This window comes from Bradyrhizobium sp. (assembly GCF_004799445.1).
Classification (GTDB): Bacteria; Pseudomonadota; Alphaproteobacteria; order Rhizobiales; family Xanthobacteraceae; genus Bradyrhizobium.
The window spans coordinates 1-22697 of record NZ_SSNA01000050.1 but is presented as its reverse complement, the minus strand read 5'-3'; the positions used below and the strand labels follow the sequence as shown (position 1 = coordinate 22697).

Sequence of the window (22697 nt, the reverse complement as noted above, 5' to 3'; positions counted from 1 at the left end):
TTTCAGTGTTTGCCGGCGATCCAGTCGAGAATTCGCGTCGATGACACCGTCCGCTTCGGCGTATGGGGATTCAAAGTCCCGGCAATCGCGCTCCAGCCCTTCTCGATCACTTCCTGGGCAAACCGCCGCGCTTCGGCTTCATCCTTGAATTTTCGGGTCGCGCGAACGATGTGATCGCCGTTTTCGCGCTTTGGCGTTATATTCGAACGATAGGAAACGTACCAGATATCGCGCCCGGTCACGTGATTGGCCCCAAACAAGTTCAATATCTGCTTCCCTGGAAAGGCGGTGCTCGACGCAACGATTTATTTTAGCGGCCCTGCTCCGGCCTTCCTTGAGCTAGGTCAAAACCTCCGCAACACCATTGATCGCGGCGACGCGCTTGCAGCGCGCTGCTTGCATCTGCAAGGTAACCTCCCGATGCTGTGCGCGGATCGGCTTGGCCTGGAATTATTATTTGACTTGCGTCAATGTCGGACGCATTTGTAGCTCTATGTTTATTCCGTTCGTATGATCGTCTAATGTGGACGAAATGCCGAGTTAAGAGAAGGACATTCACATGAGGCGGCGATTGTTAATTCTGGGCGGAGCGATCTTCCTGGCGATCGGAGGCAGCATCGGCGAGGAAATCATAAGCTCCTCGGGTCAGGTGTGCGCCGCCGAGGCAAAAGCCAGTTTCGCCGACGATGTGATGCCGATTTTCGTCGGGCGTTGCTTTAGCTGCCACAAGCCAGGGGGACAGGGCAACGAAAAGAGCGGGCTCGACCTCAGCACCTATGAAGGTGTCATGAAGGGCACCAAGTCTGGCAAAATGGTTATTCCCGGCGACGCAGAGGGCAGCAATTTGATGTGGCTGCTGGATTGGCGCGGGGCTCCCGAAACCCACATGCCGCTGGGCAAGAAGAAACTGTCGACCTGCGATCGCGACGCGATTAGGGCCTGGATTCGCGAGGGCGCGAAGAACAACTGATCTGATGAGTTCACACCGGCCCTAGCACGCGACGGATGGGCCTGCCCCATCATACAGTTTACAAGAGATTGCATTTCTTGCTTGGAGACTTGAACCGAACTGTTGAGAAAGGCTTTAGCAATGGCGCCTCGCACCCTCCTTCTATTGGCCGCATCTGTTATCATCGGAGCCGCGTCGATGTCGGCTACTGCAACCGACGCCTTTGCCAAAAAGCGCGGCAAAGCGGCGCCCCCCGTGGTGGCGTCCGCCGTCGTCGTCGCGCCGGATAACGGCCCTCCCGCCGATCGGATTCCACGCTGCATCGATTCCGTGATCTTCTATCCCTACCCGCCCTGCTACTAGGAGCGGTGAGCCGAGACCGGAGCGATTCGAGGCTTGGCGTGCGCTTTCCAGCGTCCGCTTGACGCGGGCCCGTTCAGACCGGCAGCCTCGGCTAAACGCGCGCGACAGCCTCAGCGCCTGATGACGACTTTCTGATAGAGCCCGCCGAAGAAGGATTGCCTGCGCAATCCGGTCCGCGCCGCCGCCGGCAGCCAGCGGGTGATTTCGTGGCGCCATAAATCCAGCGCGAAAGGCTCAAGCAGGGCGAGCAAGGGGCGCCACAAATAGCGAAGCGGATGCCACCAATGCGGTAATGCATAGTCGACGATGACAATCTTGCCTCCCGGTCTGACGACGCGGAAGACTTCGCTCAGGGTACGCTCGCGATGAGAACCGGGTTGCTCGTGCAACAGGAAGAACAACAACGCGCGATCATAGCTGGCGTCGGGAATGTTGAGGTCGGCAGAATCCATTGCCAGCAATCGCGCCGGCGCACCGGGCGGCAGCTTTCGACGCAGGTTACTCAGCTGCATCGGCAGAACATCCACGACATCGATCCTGCCGCCGCCAGCCGCAACGCGGCCGATCAACCGGCTGGTAAGATCACCGTAGACACACGCGACCTGCAGGGTCGCTCCGGAAAGGACATCTCCCAATTCCGTCGCCGCCGCATCGCGCAGCCGCTCATAATTTCCCCACAGAATGAGGTTGACCAGCCATTGCCGTTCGAAGAACCAGACGGCCCTTGGGTGCACATAAGCCCACCAGTAATGCATGGTGAGATAATTCGGCACTTTGACGTGACTTCCGGGTTGGGATTCGGCAAGGGCAGGCGCGATAACCTCCGCGATGGCCCTGGGGAATATCCGGCGCGACGACATGCTATCGCCGCGGTTCGTCGACTGTGCTTGGGACAATTGCCCTCCGGCCAACTAGAAAAGGCGGTCAACGCCGCCCCATGAGATAGTGGGCCGGAACTAGACGGTCCTCCTTGATGCTGGTCAAGCTGCGACGGAAATCCGCCGTGCCGGGTTCGGCAGCCAGGATCGCCTGATTCGCAACGCCATTGCCTGAGAGCACGCCGTCTGCCTGCTATCCGGCACGCTAGTAGGCCAGCGGCTTGGGCCGTCCGATTCCGCAATAGTGAAAGCCGTTTCGCATCACTTCTTCCGGCGAGTAGATGTTCCGAAGGTCCACAATTACCGAACTCGCCATGATCGACGCCATTTCTTTGAGATCGAGCGCTCGAAACTGCTCCCACTCCGTCACGACCACGAGCGCGTGCGCCCCCTTTGCGCAATCATACGCGTCGTCGCAGAAGGTGACGTTTTCCAGAACCTTCCTGGCCTGCGGCATACCGACGGGATCGAACGCACGAACCCGCGCGCCCATATCCTGCAGCGCCGTGATCAACGGAATCGACGGCGCGTCGCGGATGTCGTCGGTATTTGGCTTGAACGTGATCCCCAGCACCGCAATCGATTTGCCCCGCAGATTGCCGCCAATCGCATTGGCGACCTTGCGGGCCATCGCCCGCTTGCGCTGGTCGTTGACGGCGACCACGGCTTCGACAATCCGCAACGGCGTCTCGTTATCTTGTCCGGTCTTGATCAGCGCCATGGTGTCCTTTGGAAAACAGGATCCGCCAAATCCGGGACCCGCATGCAGGAATTTCGGGCCGATACGATTGTCGAGCCCGATCCCTCGCGCGACTTCCTGAACATTGGCGCCGACCTTCTCCGCAAGATCGGCAATCTCGTTAATAAACGCGACCTTGGTCGCAAGAAACGAATTTGCCGCATATTTGGTCAACTCGGCGGAGCGGCGGTCCGTGTAAAGAATGGGCGGTGCGTTGAGATGAAGCGGCCGATAGACTTCGGTGATGACCTTGCGCGCACGCGGGTCATCGGTACCGATCACAATTCTGTCGGGATGCTTGAAGTCACGAATCGCCGCGCCCTCACGCAGAAATTCCGGATTCGAGACCACCGCGAACTCCGCCTCGGAATTCTCCTGGCGCATCAGGCGCTCAACCTCGTCGCTGGTCCCGACCGGAACCGTCGATTTGGTCACGACCACGGTGAATTTCGAAAGCGCCGCCGCAATCTCGCGCGCTGCCGCAAAAACGTAGGACAGATCGGCGTGCCCGTCGCCCCGGCGCGAGGGTGTTCCCACGGCGATGAAAACCACGTCGGCACTGCCGACCGCCGGTTTCAGCTGGTCGTCGAAGGCGAGACGGCCCTGCCTCACATTGCTGGTCACCAGCTCGGCCAATCCGGGCTCGTAAATGGGGATTTCGCCGCTTTTGAGCGCGGCTATCTTCTCCTCATCCTTGTCGATGCAGACGACATGATGCCCGAAGTCGGAAAAGCACGCCCCCGACACCAGCCCGACATAGCCGGCGCCTACCATGGCAATATGCATTGCTGCCCCTGTGTGATGATCCGTTCAACGACATGCGAAGCTGATTTCGCGGGCCTGAATACCCCGACAGCCATCAGCTGTTCAGTGGATGAGTCAAAGCGAGAATCGAAATGATTACTACCAATCAACGCTGCACCGCTGGAGCTTCCCGCCGCGACATAATCGTCGGCAGCGCCATCGCGGTTGTGGCCACGGCTATACCAGCGCCCCTCACGGGGCCGGTGAGCGCGGCAACTCCAACTTCAAACCGAGGCAAAGGAACGAACGCCATGAGCACGATCACCACCAAGGACGGTGTCCACATCTTTTACAAGGATTGGGGCCACGGTCAGCCGATTGTCTTCCATCACGGCTGGCCCCTGAGCTCCGATGACTGGGATACCCAGATGCTGTTCTTTCTCCAGCACGGCTATCGCGTCATTGGCATCGACCGCCGCGGGCACGGGCGCTCAAGCCAGGTGTCGGATGGGCACGACATGGATCACTATGCGGCCGACGCGGCGGCCGTGGTCGAGCATCTGGAGCTACGGAACGCCGTACATATCGGCCATTCGACGGGAGGCGGTGAGGTGGCGCGCTACGTCGCGCGACACGGCAGGGGTCGCGTCGCCAAGGCCGTGCTGATTTCCGCCGTCACCCCACTCATGCTGAAGACGCCGAATAATCCGGACGGCCTCCCTATCGAGGTATTCGACGGGCTACGCGCAGGCCTGGCAGCCAACCGGGCACAATTCTACCGCGACCTACCGGCCGGCCCGTTTTATGGTTTCAACCGTCCTGGCGCGAAGCCGATCGAAGGCGTGGTTCAGAACTGGTGGCGCCAGGGCATGATGGGTGGCGCGAAGGCCCACTACGATGGCATCAAGGCGTTCTCGGAGACCGATCTCACCGAAGATCTCAAGAGCATCGACGTGCCGACGCTCGTGATGCAAGGCGACGACGACCAGATCGTCCCCTACAAGGATGCGGCCCTGCTCTCGGCGAAGCTCTTGAAGAACAGCACGCTGAAAATCTATCCCGGCTTCCCCCACGGCTTGATGACCACACACGCCGACGTGATCAATCCAGACCTCCTGGCGTTCATCCGCGGATAAGGCCACTCGACAGAGGTCTCCCGTTCCAAGGCGGGGGAACCGCATATGGAAAACACTCGCGCACGCCGCGAAATCTAACCGGGCGCAGCGGCGGCGCGCCAAGTGTTGACATGTGGCGCCCTCCCCATCGTTGAATGCTCGTCCGTCATGCCGTTGCAACCAGATCGCCTTGACGGTTCGGAACAGGCTTGCCCGGCGCAAGCCCATCCCATCGAGCAATATCGAACAGGTCGGCGGCTCAATTCATCTTGAGGACGACTCTAAACCTCGCCTTGCCACTCATCATCCGATCATACGCCGCCTGAGCCTCCTCAAGCGGAAAGATCTCATTCGTCGAACTGATGCCGTGAAGCTTACTGAAGGCAAGCGTGTCCTCGGAATCGACGGCGACACCCGAATACCAGCCTTTCACCGCCGCACGCTTTATAAGCAGGGAAGAAAATGTGTCGATGTCGAAGGGGACGACCATGCCTATTACCATCAGCGTCCCATTCGGCCCGAGGCCTCCCACAATTGCTTTCATCGCGTCGGCATTGCTTACGGTTGCGATGATCGCCTTGGCACCCCCTCGTGCCTGCAAAGCTTCGGCAACATCGCCTTCCTCGCTGTCGATATAGTCATGGGCGCCGAGAGCGCGGGCGAGCGCTTCTTTTTCCCGGCCGCGATTGACCGCGACCGTTCGGAAGCCGAGGCGTGAGGAGAATTGAATGCCAAGGTGGCCGAGACCGCCCACGCCATGGATCACCACGAGATCGCCCGGCCCGGCGCCGCTGTTCCGGAGCGCGTTGAAGGTGGTGATGCCCCGCGCAAAGCAGCGGCGCAGCCTCCACTTCGTCGAGATCCAATGGCACATGGGCCACCGCCGAAGCCTCGGCGAGCATATGGGTGGCATAGCCGCCGTCCCGCGTAACGCCGGTTGCTCCCGAGCCATTTTCGCAAGCGAACTGTTCCCCGCGGCGGCAGCGCCGGCAGTGCCCGCACGACCCTCCGAACCAGCCGACACCTGCCCGATCACCTACGGACCACCCACGCACGTTGGCCCCGACCGCTTCTACCGAGCCGATGACCTCGTGGCCGGGCACGCGCGGATATTGAAGACCCGGCAAAAGACCTTCGACAGTCACCGCATCACTATGGCAAACGCCGCAGGCAAAAACCCGAATCAGAAGCTCTTCAGCGCCGGGCGTCGGAACCTCGCGTTCCACTCGTTCGAACTTGCCGCCCGCCCGGGACACTTGCATTGCAATCATCATGATTGATCGTTCTTTGATCTTGAGGGGGTGTTAAGTCTCATCGAAGCGTCCCTTTACTGGTTTGAAAGGATGGGGATTAAAGCCGACGTTCACGGGCGATTGCCCTGCTTGCCTGCTCGCCGATGATGACGCTCGGAGCCATGGTGTTCGCCAGGGGAACCCGCGGCATCACGGAGGCATCGGCAATGCGGAGTCGGTCGATGCCGTGGACCTTGAGGCGACTGTCCACGACGGACATGTCATCTTGCCCCATCCTGGCGGTGCAACTCTGGTGCCAAATGGTCGTCACGCCATCGCGGATAAAATCGTCCATCGCCGCCGGCGCGAGCGCGGTCGGCATGATCTCCCGCTTCACGAAGCGCCGAAGCGCCTGAGCATTGCTGACCTCTCGTGCGAGCTCCACGCACCGTCGCAATGCGGCAAGGTCGGCCGGATCGGAAAGGATCTGCGAATCGATCTGGATCGGATCTTCGGGTTTGGCACCTGTCAGGCGCAGACGGCCGACGCTGTGCGGACGCAGCAGCGCCGGAAAGATCCCCCAGGATCCGGCCGGTATGGAGTGTCGTGCCGCGAGTTCAGGAGTTGGGACGGGGAATTGGACCTGGAGCAATTGGATATCAGGACTATCCAGCTCCGGCGTGCTCTTGGCGAAGATGGTAGCTTCGCCGCCATTGTCGTGGGGAGGAATCGGCTCCGGATATTCCCAGATACAACTTGAGACCATGATGTGGTCCTGGAAGTTGGCTCCTACTCCCGGAAGATGTTGGACCAACGGGATATCCAGCGATGCCAGCGTTTCAGCATCGCCAACGCCAGACTGCATCAGTACCTTTGGGGTGTGGATAGCGCCGAGCGACAGGATCACTTCCTGAGAAGCGCGGAAGCGATGGAGCCGACCGTCGAGGAGGCACTCCACGCCACTTGTCGCTCCCCGTTCAATAAGCACACGCGTGACCAGGGTGCCGGGCAGCACCGTCAGATTTGGCTGGTTCATCAGCGGGAATGTGTAGGACCGGAAAATCGACTGCCGCCGGCCTTCGCGAATGCGCAGGTTGAAGTAGGACGCGCCGCCTGGGCCTTCCATCATGGAGCCGTTGACATCGTCGAAGACAGGGATGCCAAGTTCGGTGGCGGCGTCGAGCATCGCGGTTGCGACGGGGTTCGGCTGGATCGGTGGGGTGATGTAGAGCAGACCATCGCGTCCGCGTCGGGCCGGGTCTGGCGTGCCCTGCCAGTTTTCAATCTCGCGGTAGATGCTTAGTACGGAGTCGTAGCTCCAGACGGAGTCGCCGGCCGCGGCGGCGAAATAATCCCAATCGCTCTTGTGGCCGCGGGCCCAGAGCATGACGTTGATGCTCGAGCCTCCTCCAAGCACTTTTCCCATGCTCATCGGGATGGCACGTCCGTTGAGATGCGGATTGGGCAATGCCGTGAAACCCCAGTCGCGCTCGCTGCCCAGATTGAGCGGCCAGGCAGCCGCCATTTCCACCTCGGGTACGTTGTCGCTACCGCCGGCCTCGATCAGCAACACCGAGACATCCGGATTCTCGGCCAGCCGCCGCGCCACGACCGCACCGGATGAGCCGGCCCCGCAGACGATAAAGTCGTAAGTCGTTCGAACAGCGCCGCGAAGTCGAAGCTGGTTTTCTTCGACCTCGCGGGCGAATTCCGCATCAAGCCGGTCAAAGATTGAGGTTTGGCTCATATTCCACTCCAACAGATTGAAAAACTAGGATTCGGCATCAGCCGATTTGGCCCTCCGACAGAGTCGCTGGCGGTGGAGCCGACGTCTGTTTGCGAAATTGCTTGATCTAAAGCTCGATCCAGGATCACCCGATCGGTAACCGCCTCGCTCGAACTGATCGTTCCCGCCGCCTGAGCGGCCCGGTCACGTCATGAGCCGGGCAGCCGTGAACGGCTATCGGCTACGCATCCAGGAAAGTCCGCACATGGCTGACAAAAGCCTTGTGGTGCTGAAAGAGGGCCCCGTGGCCCGAGTCTGGATAGAGCATCAAATGCGCATTGCTCATGGCCTTGAACATCGCATAGGCGTTCTCCGGCGGCAGCATCGTGTCGCTGCTGCCGCAGACCACGAGGGCGGGCTGCTTGATGGCACGCAGCATGGCGTGCTCGGGGTCGGGCGTGGCGCACCAGGTGATCAGCGCCTTGGCCTGCGGATCGGTCACGGCACTGCCGCTATCAGTGTCGCGATCTTCCTTGCGGGCATAGACCCGGTTCAGGAACGCCTTTCCGGCGGCCTGGCTGGCAGCTGATTGGGTGAAGAACAGCGGCAGCCGTGGATCCGGCGCTTCGGTGCGCGAGAAGGCCTCCTTGAGGACCGCCAGCAGGTGCTCCTCACCGCCCTGCGGCGCGGTGCCGACGAGGATCAGCTTGCGGACCAGCGGGCCGTGCTCGGCCGCCATCTGCTGGGCAACGCAGCCGCCGAGGGAATAGCCCAGTAGGTCGACTTTGGAGAAGCCGAGCAGCTCGATGAAGGTGACGGCGTCGCGGGCCGTGGCCGCAACATTGTCGGGGGTTTGGCCGGTCGAGCGGCCGACGCCGGCGTTGTCGAAGGCGATCACGGGACGGTCGACCGCCAGGGCGTTCACGACGGCGGGGTCCCGGGCGTCAATGTTGCCCGAAAAGTGTTGCAGCAGAACCAACGGCGTTCCGGTCGACGGGCCGAGCTGGCGGTAGGCGAAGCGAATACCGCGGCCTTCGACGTAGCGGGTGGACGCAGTTTCCAGCGTGGCTCCCTCACGGTTCGCGGTGTCAAGTTTGGTCATACCATCCTCCAGATGCTCTTATCGCGAGCCGAAGTCTGGCCACACCGCCGCAACGGTTTCCATCACACATTCACATGATAGCGGGCTCCGCGCTCGTGATGGTACAAGTCGAGCCGATCGACAACGATCGCCACAACGTGCGGCAGACGAACATGAGGCAGCCGTGATCGACAGCTCTGCCGTTCAGCACTGCGACCATGTCAGCCGACGTTGATCTTTCGGCCAAGGTGGATCAACGTCATCACTTGCATCGCCTTCGGGTTTGTCGTCGGTGCCGCGCCGATCGGCGCCATAATCTGGCCTATGCAATATCCCGAACTTCATACGAGCGCGCCGGCCGACGGCGTACCTACATTCACAAACGGAATAATCATAGCCGCAGGGTGGATCACCTGCGTCAGGTCTCTAGTCCATTTCGGCTGCTTCGGAGCTATCGGTGGCGCCGCATTCCGGGTGGCGCTGATATGGTCCGGTGCGTTCGGAAGGGCCGCCGCGGCCATCGATCATTCATGAGTTTCTTGATTCGACCTCGAGGTCGAGTGAAGAATGCGCAAGTGCCGGTGAGCCAATTCACTGCTCAGATTATGTGGAGGACGCCGCCAATTCTTCATTGACGCCGTGCGGCAGAATAGCGTTCTTGATGGATCTGGGGACAGCCGTAGCTATTTATGCGACAGGATACGAGCGTCTCGATCGTAGCGTGACCGCGATCCAGCAGTCGGTTGCATCCCTCGGGCCCGCTTTTGGTCGCGGCAACGCCAGCACAATGATGGGCATGTAGCGCGACTACGTCGCTGGCGCCTAATTCACTACTGGCTTCCTTTCCGTAGCTCGCGTCAGCGCTGATCCCATTGCGTCCAGGTCACAGAAGCACTGCGACAGTGTCGCAGGGCAAAGGTTAAGGAGCGCGAATTCTCGCCTCGTGTTGTCCACAGCTGCACAGGTGTGAGTTCTGCAATCTTCTGCTTTGGGTTACACACGTCAACATTCTCGCCAGGGCCGCGAAGCTCTAGCCTGGACGACGACGCTCCAGAATTTTGAAACTGCGGTCACGCATGCCCAGCCAACATCACCGAAGGGATGGCGCTTGGGCTTTCTGATGAAAGACCCTCTCAAGTATTTCAGCAACCGATCCGGCTCCGCACCAGATATCGCCGATCACGCGGTGATCCTGACCATTTTGCTCTTCCAGGCGATACGACTCCAAGAATAAGTCATACGCTTCCGACGACGGAGCAGCGTCCAGTTTGCCGACAAGCTCGACAACGGGGATACCAACGCAGGGAAGGGCTACATCCGCTCGATAATCGACGCGGTCGAAGTCGACGACAAGGCTGTCCGGATCGTTGGCAGTAAGGATGTCCTGCAAGCCGTCATTGCAGGCAAACAGACCGCGAACGAAAATGTTCGTGGTTTTGTACGCAAGTGGCGCGCCCGAAGAGATTCGAACTCCTGACCCCCAGATTCGTAGTCTGGGCCGGACCATTGAAATCATTGAGGTCCGTTACCGTAAGAATCCCTGCAAGTTCGGAAACCGGCTCCAGATATGGATTGCGCCCCCCGCCCCCGTTACCAAATGAACGCCTGCGGCTTTCGGGATTGCGGTAGAGCACTCCACGCATTAATGCCGTTTAAGGCGCCGGGGCGCCATAGGTGCTCGCAGCGTTGGATCACCGGAATCCCTTTGGCGACGGGCGCAGTGGCCGCTCTGGAGGGCGCTGAGCGTCTCTCCGACCCGCGCCCGCACAGGTGGAGGGTTGGCGCTCATTAAGGCGGCCAACAGCAGATCCGGATCCGCGTAGCCGGAGGAGGCGGTGGCGGTCATGCGGGAGGTGGAATCGGTCATCGCCAGTGGCTGTTCGAGCCCACTCGGTTTAAAGTGTTATACTCGTTTCGCGGATTGAGTATATTAGGTTGAATTGCGGCGTAATGTTGGTTATACTCAAATTGCGAAACGAGTATAACACAGGAAACCACCATGGTTGCAGCCCCCCTGGTCGCCCAAACGACCTATGCCGAACTCCTGGAGCGTTGCGCGGGCGCAGCATTCACCGACGCATTTGCAGAAGAAGGCGCCTTTACCCCCAAAACCGTCAAGGGACGCCGCTACTGGTACTTTCAGGCCGGGACAGGCGACTCGCGCACGCAACGATATGTCGGACCAGAAACGCCCGAACTATTGGAACGGATCGCGCACCATCGGGAGGCTCGCGACGACGAGCGCGAACGCCGTACTCTGGTCTCCACGCTAGTGCGGTCCTTCAATCTTCCTCGTCCCATCCCGCAAATCGGTAACATTGTCGCTGCGCTCGCTAAGGCGGGCGTATTCCGGCTTCGCGGTGTTCTTGTGGGCACTGTCGCTTATCAAACCTATTCAGCGATGCTGGGCGTTAGACTCTCTGCCGGTTCCCTCCAGACCGGTGATGTCGATATCGCCCAATTCAAGAACGTATCGGTCGCAATCGGGGATAGCACCCCACCGGTACTCGACGTTCTGAAGGAGGTTGATAAGAGCTTTCGGCCCGTCCCTCACGTCGTAGATGGCCGTCGGGTCACAAGCTATGCCGCCAAAGGCGGACTGCGCGTGGATTTTCTCACGCCGAACGAAGGAGGCGAAACAGGCAAGCCCCAGGCGCTTCCCGCACTCCAAACAGATGCACAACCGTTGCGTTTTCTCGATTATCTCATTCACGATCCTGAGCCGGCCGTAATTCTGCACGATACCGGCATCTATGTTCAGGTTCCGTCACCGGCGCGGTACGCGATCCAGAAGCTGATCGTTTCGCGACGACGTCCCGAAGGATTTGCCAAGCGCGACAAAGACCTTCAACAGGCCGAGGCATTGCTCGAGGCGCTTGTAGAAAAACGCCCCCATGATTTGAAACTTTCCTGGCAGGAAGCCTATGAGCGCGGTCGCACTTGGCGCCAACTACTCGCGGAAGGTCTCGGCCACCTTCGCGCTTCCGTTCGAGATTTGACGCTCAGGGTCATCGACGTTCGACGCTCAATCATTCCCGGGCTCGATTTGAATTTCAATAATCCACCTGCACGCTACGATTTCAGTCGGGACATCGTGTTGTTCACAGGAACGTCCCTAGGTGGCCCCGTCGAATGCGCTGTCAGTCGTGAAACGCTCGACGACCATTTCGGAGCAGACGGTCTCGGGCAAGAGGGGCGGCTTGAGTGCTTTCTGAAAAACAGGTCCAAGATTGAGCGCATGACCCGTACCAAATATCTCTCGTGGCCGATCGAAGAGCCCAATGTGGTGCTGATCAAGAGCGCTGACGCTCAGAAGTTGATGGAAGCCTAAGGCGATTTACGGCAATCAAGCCGCTGGCGGATGCCGTTGCCCGCGGACGATCCAGAACGTCATAGAGCATGATCGAGGGAAGACACGCGGGGCTGCCAACCGGCCGCTTTGCGCCAGTACTAGTCGGTCGCGAATTCAGCTCGGGTGAGGTCCAGACTGCTCAGCACGCGCAGGTGCCGCGCAGCCGTTTATCTCTTGTTAACTTGAATTTCTAACTGCGCGTCCATTCATCGGAGCTTATCTTTGTCCGGAAGCAGTACCCTACCATACGGCATTCATAGCAAGAAGACTGTCTGGCCGCTGGGATCACATCATGAGCAAACCGAACCCGCGGAAAAGGCCTGACGCTTTAAAAAATGCCGGTGTCGCGCAAGCCTATGCCGTTCGGCTGATGCAGCACCTAGTCGTGCCAACCTTTGTACTCAATCCGCAGCGACGAGTGGTTGTTTGGAACCGTGCTTGTGAAAGGTTAACAGGTGTAACAGCCCATGATGTCATGGGGACGCGGGAACATTGGCGTGCGTTTTACGGACGTCAGCGATATTGTCTTGCCGACCTCGTTGCACTTGAGCGACCGGATAAATTGGGCAGCCTCTACCCGGAATTTACAATTTCGGCGCATGGATTTGGTTTCAGTGCCGAAAACTGGTGCGTGATGCCAAAGCTGGGCAACCAATTGTATTTGGCCATCGATGCTGGGCCGATTCACGACGAAGATGGAAATCTAATTGCGGTTGTGGAAACCCTTCGTGACATGACCGACCAAAAGCGTGCCGAAATGGCGTTAAAAACGTTGGCAAGCAGCGATGGCCTGACCGGCCTTGCCAATCGACGCTCGTTCGATCAGGCCATGATCATCGAGTGGTCCCGCGCGCAACGTACCCAAACGCCTCTTTCCTTACTGCTTGTAGATGTTGACCATTTCAAGCTCTACAATGACCTCCATGGTCATCAGAAGGGGGATGATTGTCTCCGAAACGTAGCGGCCGCCATGGCCAAGAACGCCTTGCGCCCTGCCGATGTATCGGCGCGTTATGGCGGAGAAGAGTTTGCGGTTCTTATGCCGGACACGGATCATGTAGTTGCGTTAAAGATCGGACAGCGATTGCGTGACTCGATCTCAAAGTTACGATTGATACATGGCGCACCCGAAGCAGGAGCATTCGTCACCATTAGCATTGGTGTTGCGACGCAGGTGCCCGAGGAGAATGCACATCCTGAGTTTTTGTTAGCACACGCCGATCAAGCGTTGTACGCTGCAAAACATACCGGAAGAAACCGCGTGGTCTCCGCTGATAAGGCTTTAGCTGCGTTCAAAACTAGTCAGCCAGAGACCAAGGTTAGTGTCGGGGTGGCTAAACGTTGAAACTATCGCAACAGCCCCTCATAACCGCCCATTATGCGAAGTCCGCTTCGCGCCTATAGTGTTGCAAAAGTCGTTTTGCCGAAGATGTCAAAACTTCTGAGGGCCGCAGGCGCGGTTTTCGTATAGATATCTGAGGGATCTCGTCGCCTCAGGCTAAACTCATAGGCGACTTCGGTATAAATCGTTGCCGCAACCTGACTGAAACAAGGCAACGTCGTGCAGGAAAGAACCCTATCATCGGCCTGGACATTTTAGACGAAATTTTTATTCCCAGCGATCTGGATCTTAGCCTTCGGATACGTGACCTTTTTTTGGTCAGGCGCCCCCCGCAGACGAAGTTTGTGTTTCGGGTTGTGTGGATTGCAGGAACGACATCCATCCTGTGGGCTTACGCCGATTTGAAGCGGGTGCGCATGGACGAACGACAGCTCTATGTGTCCAACTACTTTCGAGAGATTTGTGTTCCGTTCAGCGCGATCACCGATGTTAAACAAAATCGCTGGATCAATTCCCGACCGATCACAATCTATTTTCGGGACGCCACGCAGTTTGAATTGGATGGAACATTTCCAGCCAGCGATCCATTGAAGATAACTCGCTACTCCAGCGAAACTCCTGTCCCCGCAAGACCGTCGCGGACCACCAACACCGCGCTCGGAGACTAGCTTCATACGTGATAAGCTATTTCAGTGCGCGGAACACCGCTTACGCTGTAGCTGACGGCCCCACAGCCTGCCGCGCCGCCGGCCGGCCAGCCCAACCGGTAACCCCAATGAGTACCGCCGCGGGGGCCTCGACCGCATCCGCGAGCCTCCCGCCGGGGTTTGATTTCAGCTTCCTGAGGGATTGTTCGACGGGTCTTCACCGCCCGGAAACGACCGGTTGAATTCGAAGTTCTCTAAGTTCCGCCCGCCGTGCGTTCGTGGGGTGGCATAGGAGGGCCCGATCACCTGATTGTACGCCCCGCGATACCGATCCAAGGCTCGGCTATGATGGGTCGGTTGAGCGAACACCGGCGTGGCGATAGCAGCGGTAAGAATAGCAATCGCGCTTAGTGTTTTCAGATTAGTCACTGGCATTCTCCTATTGGGGTTCGTGATGACCACCCCTACTTAGGAATCTCACTGCGCCGTCACGATTAAATTCAACGTCAGAAACTTCAACCGAACGTGACATTTGGTGATACCCCGGCACCAAAACCCTTACATCGCTCCACAGCCGCAGCGCCCGGGGAAGAGCGGCCGAAACCGCTGCAAGACCTCCCACCCGGATGAAGTCATCTATTTCCGGAGTGACGAACAGGACTTTCAAGAAACGCCCTCGTGCCATCTTTAGACGCGACTAAGCTAAGAACAGTCCTATGTTCTATTTGGTCGGGAGTGCCAGGAACTTTTGCGTCATATCGTTGAAACCTGCGCGACACGCAAGACGTCGACGGGGGATCGGTGCGTTCAGATAGAAGGTCGGCATTTCCCGGACAGACACGGGTAAACCGGCGCCTACGTCAGCCAAGCTACGCCCATGCTGAGATGAAGAAATGAGCAGAATTGCTCACTCGACAGTAAAACCTGACATGCTCTGCGGCAGTCGATGGAAGCCAACACCCCATGTTGCTCCGTCGAGCCTCAAAAAATGCCCTGCATGGAACTTACTTGCGGACCGGGACGTTTTCTGTTGGAGCGCCGTGTTTTCATTTGAAATCGCGCATGCCTCCATCGGAGTACACCATGAACATTTTCTATATCATCGGCGTCATCGTCGTCGTTCTCTTTGTCGCAGGCTTTTTCGGGCTGCACGCTTGAACATTTGGCGCAGGTTGGCAGATTGAGCTCAAGTCGCGAAAATTGCACCTAAGGGACATCGATCGAATGCCCAAGACATAGACCGGTCGAGAGCGCCACTAGCATTTGTACAGTCACAGCGATATTGACCATCGAATTGGAATTTACGGACCAAAACCAACATCGAGGGAATGCAGATGGTTGGCCTCCAGGCGGTGAAACCAAGCGATATCGAATCCACAACGATGAGCAAGGTGACCTGGCGGCTCGTACCGTTTCTCATGCTTTGCTATTTCATTGCCTATCTGGACCGGGTCAATATCGGCTTCGCCGGTGCGACAATGCGCGCCGACCTCAATCTCTCCGCAACCGCCTTCGGCGGAGCTGCCGGGATTTTCTTTCTCGCCTACTTTTTCTTCGAGGTGCCAAGTAACCTTGCATTGAATGCCTTTGGCGCGCGCCGCTGGATCGCCCGGATCATGTTCACTTGGGGGATCATTTCCGGCGCCCAGGCATTCGTCTCGGGAGAACTGAGTTTCAACATTGTCCGCCTGCTGCTAGGCGTCGCCGAGGCCGGCTTCTTCCCCGGCATCATTTTCTTCCTGACACTTTGGTTCCCGACCGCCTATCGCGCCCGAATTGTCGGCTGGTTCATGTTCGCCATTCCGATATCGACGGTCATCGGAGCCCCGATTTCCGGCCTCATCCTCAGTCTCGAAGGCGTCGCCGGACTACATGGCTGGCAATGGATGTTCCTGATCGAGGGTTTTCCGGCGCTGATTATGACCTTTGCGGTTCTTTACTTTCTCACTGACCGACCGATTGACGCAAATTGGCTCGAACCGCAGGAGCGCGAGTGGCTGCAGGGCAGGCTCGATAGTGAGCGCGCAGCGCGCCAACGCATCCTGGATCTCTCCTGGTTTCGCTCGATGATGGACTGGCGCGTTATCGCGCTTGGCCTTGTCTATATGGGCTGCAATATTCCCCAATACGGGTTGAGCTTCTTCCTGCCTCAAATCGTCAAGGCCTTTGGCGTGTCGAATGTAACGGCCGGTTTCATCACTGCAGTGCCCTATCTCGTCGGTGCCGTTGGCATGATCGTCTGGGGATTGCACTCGGACCGCACCGGCGAGCGCAAATGGCATGCGGTGATCGCTTTCCTGTTTATCATTGTTGGTCTCGGTCTTGCCTCTACGGTCGATGATCCGACGATCAAGATGCTATTTCTGTGTGTTGCCGGATTTGGCTTCTTCGCGGTCCTGCCGATCTTCTGGACGCTACCGACAGCATTTCTAAGCGGGGCCGGTGCGGCGGCGGGCATTGCAGCCGTCAACTCGATCGGTAATCTTGGCGGTTACTTCGGGCCGCAGGCGTTTGGCCTCCTGCGGGATCATACCGGCAGCGACGTTGCGGGTTTGATCTTCCTTGCCGGATGCGGGTTCATCGGCATGTTGATCGTGCTCTTGCTTGGATATAACCCGGCGATCCGCCGCAGTCTCACGGCCGAGCTTTCCGAGGTGCCGACTTATTCCAAAACAGCGTAGAAATCGCGTTTAGATAGCGACCGAAAACCGCTCGCTGGAATTGCACTTCGCGCATTCAAAAGTGCGCGCGTCATAACCAGGTGCGGCTGGTTCGATTTGGGACAGCCTCATGGGGTTGCCGCACTTGGAGCACGCAAGGATTCCGATTTCAGCACGGCTGTAGAGTGGGTCGGGATGGGTGGATGGCACGATGCTCGCCTTATAGATCAGGCGGGAGCGTAATACTCTCAGTCACCGGTAACTGCCGACAAGGGGCGGTGATGAGACTAGCGTACTCTCCCTGGCTCGAGAGCCACTGGTCAATATTGCTCACCTTTTCAAATAGCGCGCAGAAGAACGGCCCCGACGTGAGGTGACACGCTGAGGCCGCCGATAGAACGCCGCGTGACGGCCCGCGACATTCGCGACGCAGTCGATGATTAGGTAGGCTGATAAGCACTGATCAGTTTTGAACACTTTCGAGAATCTCGGTAGCCAAGAAGAAAACACTAATGTTTGACCGGGCCGATCTTGCGATACCCATTCGCCACTAATTTTTGCCGTCGCCTTTTGAGGCAGAGATCGGAGCCTGCGCCTTGGCATTTTCCGCGGCCGCCTTGTTGGCTTCGTGGTGACCGATCACGCAACCAGCAGCAGCGCCAACCTTGCCGTGACCGGCGACTGAACCCGCGACACCCCCAACGATTGCGCCCTTGATGCATCCCTTGGCCAGGGCCGAAGAAGAAAAGGCAAGTCCGAGAACGGCGGTGCAAATGATAAATTTCTTCATGGCAGTCTCTCCAAAACGTGGCTTTTTGAGTAATCGCTGATGACAAACTTCGTTCCAACAGCGAACGACGGGCGTGGAGGACACCAGCTTAGTGCTCTCCAAACAATGAACGCGCAAGAATACGCACTAGGCCGCCGACGCGGCCACGCCAATTTTCGATGGCGAGGGGGATTCGATCTGGACCGGCGCCGGTTCGGTCGCCTGAAGCGTTTTTTGAGGTTCGATTTCCTTGCAGACCGCCGCAATTGAGTTACCCACTTTCGCGACAACGCGCTGCAAATCGTCCGCGGATATACCAAGCCGCCTTCTCAGAATTCGAATCTGGCTGGGGTCAGCAAGGTCAATTTTGTTACGATTGGCCAGCGGCTTGGCGTGACGCATCGTGTCTCCCTTGATATAGGCTAATTCCGTTCGTGGATGATTTGTTCCGTCGTCGCCATCTTCGGATCGGTGATACGAAGAAAGCCGCCCGAAGGCGGCCTTCACCTAGATGCCGCATGACAAATCATTGCCAACGCTACGCTCTGGTCGAGAAGTTTTCCCCAACCTCGGCTCTGACCCGGTGGTCAATATTGCTCACTTTCCAGATGACCACCAAATTCGGTTTAGGCCCACGAGCGGTTAACCACGCCGCGCGCGTTGGTAGTCATTCGCTCTCGTATTCCGGATCAATCCATCGCTAGTCACAATGGTGGGAACTGAATTTCGGCTTACCGCTTATCTTCGCGCAACACGGTCACGAGTGCCTTCAGTCACTCCAAGAATTGCGCGGTTATTAATCACGTGCCTTTAGGTCGCTACTTCGCTTTTGCCGGAAGCTCGCTTCTCGTGATGCTATTCATTGTAGACTGGTATTTACCGAGCGCGTCCTCTCAAACGTTCTTTCAGGAAGCGCGAGTGGACAAGTCAGTTATCCGCATCAAATCGGCACATAAATGGCCTGAACCCATAGTTATCGATACCAGCCTGCCGACGATTGTCCCACCGCTGCCGGTTCTGGCAAAAGCTCCGCTCATCAACCAGCCGCGTGAAGCGTTAGCCCAGTTGAATTCTCCATTGACGAAAGCCTCAGAATATCCCGGGCCGGTTAGAGCGAAGCGCAAGGTCGCTACACAAGCCCGATCCACGCGAATCGCGGCTTATCGAGCGACCCCACAAGCGCTGCCCGCTGGTTGGTAATGCAGAACTGCTCGGCAGCCTTTGGGGCCCGAGACCGAATCCAATAGAGGTATCGACTAATGAAACCAAAATAGGTCCGATCGTGATTCCTAATCCGCAGGTGCTTTCATCGTCTAGCCGGTCCATTTCTCATGATTGATGACCTTTGGTACAAGAACGGCGTATTCTATTGCCTTTCCGTTGGGACCTACATGGACGCCAATGGGGACGGGATCGGTGACTTCAAAGGGTTGTTACGGCGTCTCGACTATCTGCACGGACTGGGAGTGACCGCGATCTGGCTGATGCCGTTTCAGCCGTCGCCGGGCAAGGACGACGGTTACGATATTGCCGACTATTATGGTGTCGACCCGCGCTACGGCACGCTCGGCGACTTCGTGGAATTTACTCACGGCTGCCAGCAGCGAGGCATTCGCGTCATTATCGATCTCGTCGTCAATCACACCTCGGATGCCCACCCCTGGTTTCGCGACGCAAGAAGCTCGCCGGATTCGCAACATCGCGACTGGTACGTCTGGGCCGACAAGAGACCCGCCAGCGCCAGCAAGGGCATGGTCTTTCCGGGGGTGCAGAAATCGACATGGACGCATGACAAGGAGGCCAAGGCCTGGTTCTTTCATCGCTTCTATGACTTCCAGCCCGATCTCAACACCTCGAACCCATATGTTCAGGCTGAGATTCTCAAGATTATGGGGTTCTGGATTCAGCTTGGCGTGTCCGGCTTCCGGATGGATGCCGTCCCCTTCGTGATTGCTACCAAAGGCGCGAAGGTCAAGACGCCGGTCGAGCAGTACGACATGCTTCGTTCGCTGCGCGAATTTCTGCAATGGCGGCAAGGCAACGCGATCATTCTTGCGGAAGCCAACGTCCTGCCCGAAACCGATATGGAATATTTCGGCAAGGATGGCGACCGCATGCATATGATGTTCAATTTCCACGTCAACCAGAATCTGTTTTATGCAATGGCGTCGGCCGACTCACGTCCGCTTGCCAAGGCGCTCGCCGCGACTAAGCCGCGCCCAGCCAGCGCCCAATGGGGGCTTTTCCTGCGAAATCACGATGAGCTCGATCTCGGCCGCCTCACCAAAGCCCAACGTGACGTCGTTTTCAAAAGCTTCGGTCCCGACAAGGATATGCAGCTTTACGACCGGGGCATCCGACGCCGCCTCGCCCCGATGCTCGGGGGTGATCGCCGGCGACTCGAACTCGCCTATAGCCTGATGTGTACGTTGCCCGGTACGCCCGTGATCCGCTACGGCGACGAAATCGGGATGGGCGACAATCTCGATCTGCCCGAGCGCAACTGCGCCCGAACGCCGATGCAGTGGTCGACCGAACCACAAGCCGGATTCACCGAAAGCGACAAGCCCTGCTTACCCGTCATCGACGAAGGCCCTTATGGTTACGAGCACATCAATGTTGCCAAGCAGCGCCGCGATCCCAACTCGATGCTGAATTGGACCGAGCGCATCATCCGGATGCGCAAGGAGGTCCCGGAGATCGGTTGGGGCGACTTCCGCGTGATCGCGACGCGCGATCCAGCCATTCTGGCTATTCGCTACGATTGGCGGAATAACTCGGTGCTGTTCGTGCACAATCTCGACGAAAAGCCGCGCGAGAGTTCGTTCTCTGTTGGGCTTGCCGGTGACGAGGGAAAACACCTGATCAACCTTCTGTCGGAAGACCACAGCGAGGCCAACGATCGGGGCAAGCACACGTTGGTACTGGAGGCGTACGGCTATCGTTGGTACCGCGTTGGCGGACTGGATTATCTGCTCAAACGAAGCGACATTGACGGTGTGAACGTCAATCATCCCGAATAGCGCCCGATCACCTCAGCCCTATGATCAGGCCTTCGTCGCCGCGCAGGTCCAGACCGCCGGAGACGGTCTCGCCCGAGCGATCCAGATTGGTGGAAAGCAGGATTGCGCCCGGAAATGTCATTGTGTCTGATCCGATCGAAATCGGCTCGGCTTGTTTCCAATGTCCCATCGCCGCGGCACCGCCAAGCCGCCGGCCAAAACCGTCTCCAGGTGAAGATTTTCGCCGACCGTTCGCCGAAGCATTTCGGACATTCCGGCGACAACCTTATTGATGTCTACTACTTCAAGGGCAAGTGGCTGCTGACGAGAAAAGGCAAGAAGTCGATGTGTAAGAAGTGCAGCCCGCTCAGCCCCGTCAAGTGCGCTGTCAATGAAACGCTCAACACCACCTTGACCACGGGGTAGTCGACGCTTCAGGATAATTGAGTCTTCCTATAATAATAGCCAGCATGTTATTGAAGTCGTGAGCAATTACACCCGTTAGTTGTCCGCCGGTTTCCATTTTCTGGCTTTGGCGAAACTGTTCTTCAATACGTTCACGTCGAGCGGCTTCTTCGATTAACTTAGCATTGGTCAACGCCGAAGAATTCCTGGATACCACGAGCGCCAACGTCTGACTTCGCTCGCACCTTATCACCCGCCTCGAATCATGGAACAGAAGCAAACCGCCGTTCGCTGCCAAAATCAGCTCCTTACGGGACGCTTCGGCTTGTGCTGGGATCGCCCACGACCTCACCCTTTCGGTCCCGGCCCGGGATCTCAGTTTTCAGACTCGGTGGTGACTGTTCCGGCTTCGGCATTCCGGCCTGCCCGCCATGCTTGCCGCCCTGATCTTGCTGGCCTTCCAGATCGTTTTCTTTTGGCATTGGCGTTCTCCCACTATACGAACAATAAACCCGCTCGCCTCGCCTTCGTTCCGCTTCACAGTCCGGCGCTTGGTTGCATAAAAATCCATCCCATTTAGGGGCGCTTGCCTATGCAATTTGAATATTCCGACCTGACGACACTAGTCGTCACTCCTTTTCGATGGGGATGGATCCAGCGCATCGCAAAATCCACAACCCGATCCGGTGTTAGCGCGATCGAGAAGACGCCGATCGTGGCGCAGGCACGCAAGCTGCTTGTGGCGCTATGAAAATATGTGACCTCTGATGTCGCCATCGAGGGAGCCGTTATGAACGCCGCTTGACGATAGGCGCTGACCGATTCTCAAATCTTCCGGAACCGGATCAGTTCTGGCGGATCCGGTGGACGAACCGCGTATCCCTGTGGCCTGAAAAGCCGTTCGACAGAATGGTCTCGTCCAAAAGAGCGTTGCCCGCCGCAAGCGGGATATTGGTGCAGCCGTCACGAACGGCGACCGAATGTGAGGTTGATCTGGCGACTAACAACCAGGGATCGTGGTGGCCCCGATAATCCCGATACCGAGGATGGTCTCGAGCCGCTTACTTGCCTCGTTCGAGCGATGCTGCGCAACGATCCGTTTCTCGAGCGATCCGATCATCGTCTGCACAACCTGAAGCTGCGCCGCAAGTACGGGCAGGCTGGCGTAGGCGTCGACCGGCAAGCGCGAACCCTCATCCTGTGCGACAATCGCCAACAACTCTTTGATCCCTTCGCGTCCCTGTGCAGCGGCAATGCCGAACTCGGTCAAATGCGCCCGTAACGCATTGATCAACTGCGTGCATTGGCGCATCAGCAGATCGCGTGCTCGATGCAGCATCAACTGGCCCTGCTGCTCGGCTGACTTAATCCGCACGAAACGCATGGTCGGGCACCGCACCGCCTCACAGATTGCCTCCGCGTCGGCGCGCTTGACGTAGGCCTTCACATCCTTCGCTGGCATCAGACGGACCTCATGGCCCAGCTTCGTCAACACATGCGCCCAATGGTATCAGGCACGTTGCCAGAGCTTCGAAGAACGTTAAGACCTAGCCGCGGCGAAGTCGCTTTCTGACGATAGCTGACATTGCAGATCAATCGGGTCACCCGTGTTTATCGGGCGCATGTTTTGGCTGCACTGACCAAGCCGCTGGCTCGTCGTCTTTGTCGGCTTCGGCCGCCGCCGCCGTCGCCT

Annotated in this window: 21 protein-coding genes and 2 pseudogenes; 9 read left to right on the top strand and 14 right to left on the bottom strand. The window is 58.1% G+C overall.

From position 1 onward, the window contains the following. Positions 1-2 precede the first annotated feature (2 nt). The gene (locus E8A46_RS05265) at positions 3-266 is read right to left on the bottom strand and encodes a hypothetical protein (RefSeq protein WP_291558374.1); all 264 of its coding nucleotides are present in this window, start codon (positions 264-266) and stop codon (positions 3-5) included. Positions 267-559: 293 nt separating this feature from the next. Here E8A46_RS05265 and E8A46_RS05260 point away from each other — a divergent pair, with 293 nt between their 5' ends. Continuing rightward, positions 560-970 (top strand): c-type cytochrome domain-containing protein, encoded by a 411-nt coding sequence (locus tag E8A46_RS05260; RefSeq protein WP_291558372.1) that lies wholly within the window; start codon positions 560-562, stop codon positions 968-970. Positions 971-1147: 177 nt separating this feature from the next. Continuing rightward, positions 1148-1312 carry a hypothetical protein gene (locus E8A46_RS05255; RefSeq protein WP_291558370.1) on the top strand — a complete coding sequence of 55 codons (165 nt, stop codon included), beginning with the start codon at positions 1148-1150 and terminating at the stop codon, positions 1310-1312. Between the two features lie 110 nt (positions 1313-1422). On the opposite strand, the gene rquA is transcribed toward E8A46_RS05255, so the two are convergent. Both rquA and E8A46_RS05245 read right to left on the bottom strand, forming a co-directional pair. Then, the gene (gene rquA / locus E8A46_RS05250; RefSeq protein WP_291558368.1) at positions 1423-2172 is read right to left on the bottom strand and encodes a rhodoquinone biosynthesis methyltransferase RquA; all 750 of its coding nucleotides are present in this window, start codon (positions 2170-2172) and stop codon (positions 1423-1425) included. A gap of 223 nt (positions 2173-2395) precedes the next feature. Further along, positions 2396-3715 carry a UDP-glucose/GDP-mannose dehydrogenase family protein gene (locus E8A46_RS05245; protein WP_291558366.1) on the bottom strand — a complete coding sequence of 440 codons (1320 nt, stop codon included), beginning with the start codon at positions 3713-3715 and terminating at the stop codon, positions 2396-2398. 269 nt (positions 3716-3984) lie between these two features. On the opposite strand from E8A46_RS05245, the gene E8A46_RS05240 reads away from it, so the two are divergent. Continuing rightward, positions 3985-4809, top strand: a complete 825-nt coding sequence (locus E8A46_RS05240; protein ID WP_291558364.1) for an alpha/beta hydrolase — start codon at positions 3985-3987, stop codon at positions 4807-4809. A gap of 238 nt (positions 4810-5047) precedes the next feature. Here E8A46_RS05240 and E8A46_RS05235 read toward each other — a convergent pair whose 3' ends face one another. From E8A46_RS05235 to E8A46_RS05215, 5 genes and pseudogenes are all read right to left on the bottom strand, one after another. Continuing rightward, the gene (locus E8A46_RS05235; protein ID WP_291558389.1) at positions 5048-5662 is read right to left on the bottom strand and encodes a zinc-binding dehydrogenase; all 615 of its coding nucleotides are present in this window, start codon (positions 5660-5662) and stop codon (positions 5048-5050) included. A gap of 61 nt (positions 5663-5723) precedes the next feature. Beyond that, positions 5724-6050, bottom strand: a pseudogene (locus tag E8A46_RS05230) (alcohol dehydrogenase catalytic domain-containing protein); the annotation flags it as partial. An 88-nt stretch (positions 6051-6138) separates the two neighbouring features. Beyond that, positions 6139-7767 carry a GMC family oxidoreductase N-terminal domain-containing protein gene (locus tag E8A46_RS05225; RefSeq protein WP_291558362.1) on the bottom strand — a complete coding sequence of 543 codons (1629 nt, stop codon included), beginning with the start codon at positions 7765-7767 and terminating at the stop codon, positions 6139-6141. Positions 7768-7987: 220 nt separating this feature from the next. Next, positions 7988-8848 (bottom strand): alpha/beta hydrolase, encoded by an 861-nt coding sequence (locus E8A46_RS05220; protein ID WP_291558360.1) that lies wholly within the window; start codon positions 8846-8848, stop codon positions 7988-7990. A gap of 1069 nt (positions 8849-9917) precedes the next feature. Beyond that, positions 9918-10217: a hypothetical protein gene (locus tag E8A46_RS05215; RefSeq protein WP_291558358.1), complete on the bottom strand. Its 300-nt coding sequence runs from the start codon at positions 10215-10217 to the stop codon at positions 9918-9920. Positions 10218-10826: 609 nt separating this feature from the next. Here E8A46_RS05215 and E8A46_RS05210 point away from each other — a divergent pair. The 3 genes from E8A46_RS05210 (at position 10827) to E8A46_RS05200 (ending at position 14189) form a co-directional block, all read left to right on the top strand. Continuing rightward, the gene (locus tag E8A46_RS05210; RefSeq protein WP_291558356.1) at positions 10827-12158 is read left to right on the top strand and encodes a GSU2403 family nucleotidyltransferase fold protein; all 1332 of its coding nucleotides are present in this window, start codon (positions 10827-10829) and stop codon (positions 12156-12158) included. Between the two features lie 313 nt (positions 12159-12471). Continuing rightward, positions 12472-13524: a sensor domain-containing diguanylate cyclase gene (locus tag E8A46_RS05205; protein WP_291558352.1), complete on the top strand. Its 1053-nt coding sequence runs from the start codon at positions 12472-12474 to the stop codon at positions 13522-13524. Positions 13525-13937: 413 nt separating this feature from the next. After that, positions 13938-14189: a hypothetical protein gene (locus E8A46_RS05200; protein WP_291558350.1), complete on the top strand. Its 252-nt coding sequence runs from the start codon at positions 13938-13940 to the stop codon at positions 14187-14189. Positions 14190-14607: 418 nt separating this feature from the next. Here the strand turns inward: E8A46_RS05200 and E8A46_RS05195 are convergent, their stop codons facing one another. Then, positions 14608-14835, bottom strand: a complete 228-nt coding sequence (locus E8A46_RS05195; RefSeq protein WP_363251120.1) for a glycogen/starch synthase — start codon at positions 14833-14835, stop codon at positions 14608-14610. 661 nt (positions 14836-15496) lie between these two features. Here E8A46_RS05195 and E8A46_RS05190 point away from each other — a divergent pair. Beyond that, on the top strand, positions 15497-16849 hold the full coding sequence (locus E8A46_RS05190; RefSeq protein WP_291558347.1) for an MFS transporter: 1353 nt from the start codon (positions 15497-15499) through the stop codon (positions 16847-16849). 529 nt (positions 16850-17378) lie between these two features. Here E8A46_RS05190 and E8A46_RS05185 read toward each other — a convergent pair. Both E8A46_RS05185 and E8A46_RS05180 read right to left on the bottom strand, forming a co-directional pair. Next, positions 17379-17618 carry a hypothetical protein gene (locus E8A46_RS05185; RefSeq protein WP_291558387.1) on the bottom strand — a complete coding sequence of 80 codons (240 nt, stop codon included), beginning with the start codon at positions 17616-17618 and terminating at the stop codon, positions 17379-17381. A 126-nt stretch (positions 17619-17744) separates the two neighbouring features. Then, on the bottom strand, positions 17745-18104 hold the full coding sequence (locus E8A46_RS05180) for a DUF3606 domain-containing protein (RefSeq protein WP_291558345.1): 360 nt from the start codon (positions 18102-18104) through the stop codon (positions 17745-17747). A gap of 411 nt (positions 18105-18515) precedes the next feature. On the opposite strand from E8A46_RS05180, the gene E8A46_RS05175 reads away from it, so the two are divergent. Next, a complete protein-coding gene (locus E8A46_RS05175; protein WP_291558343.1) occupies positions 18516-18797 on the top strand; it encodes a hypothetical protein in 282 nt (93 codons plus the stop codon). A 131-nt stretch (positions 18798-18928) separates the two neighbouring features. Then, the gene (locus E8A46_RS05170) at positions 18929-20620 is read left to right on the top strand and encodes an alpha-amylase family protein (protein ID WP_291558341.1); all 1692 of its coding nucleotides are present in this window, start codon (positions 18929-18931) and stop codon (positions 20618-20620) included. Between the two features lie 183 nt (positions 20621-20803). Here E8A46_RS05170 and E8A46_RS05165 read toward each other — a convergent pair. The 3 genes and pseudogenes from E8A46_RS05165 to E8A46_RS05155 all read right to left on the bottom strand — a co-directional run. Beyond that, positions 20804-21176: pseudogene (locus tag E8A46_RS05165) on the bottom strand (histidine kinase dimerization/phospho-acceptor domain-containing protein); the annotation flags it as partial. A 136-nt stretch (positions 21177-21312) separates the two neighbouring features. After that, the gene (locus E8A46_RS05160) at positions 21313-21486 is read right to left on the bottom strand and encodes a hypothetical protein (protein WP_291558339.1); all 174 of its coding nucleotides are present in this window, start codon (positions 21484-21486) and stop codon (positions 21313-21315) included. A gap of 518 nt (positions 21487-22004) precedes the next feature. After that, positions 22005-22496 carry a hypothetical protein gene (locus tag E8A46_RS05155; protein WP_291558337.1) on the bottom strand — a complete coding sequence of 164 codons (492 nt, stop codon included), beginning with the start codon at positions 22494-22496 and terminating at the stop codon, positions 22005-22007. Positions 22497-22697: the final 201 nt, after the last annotated feature.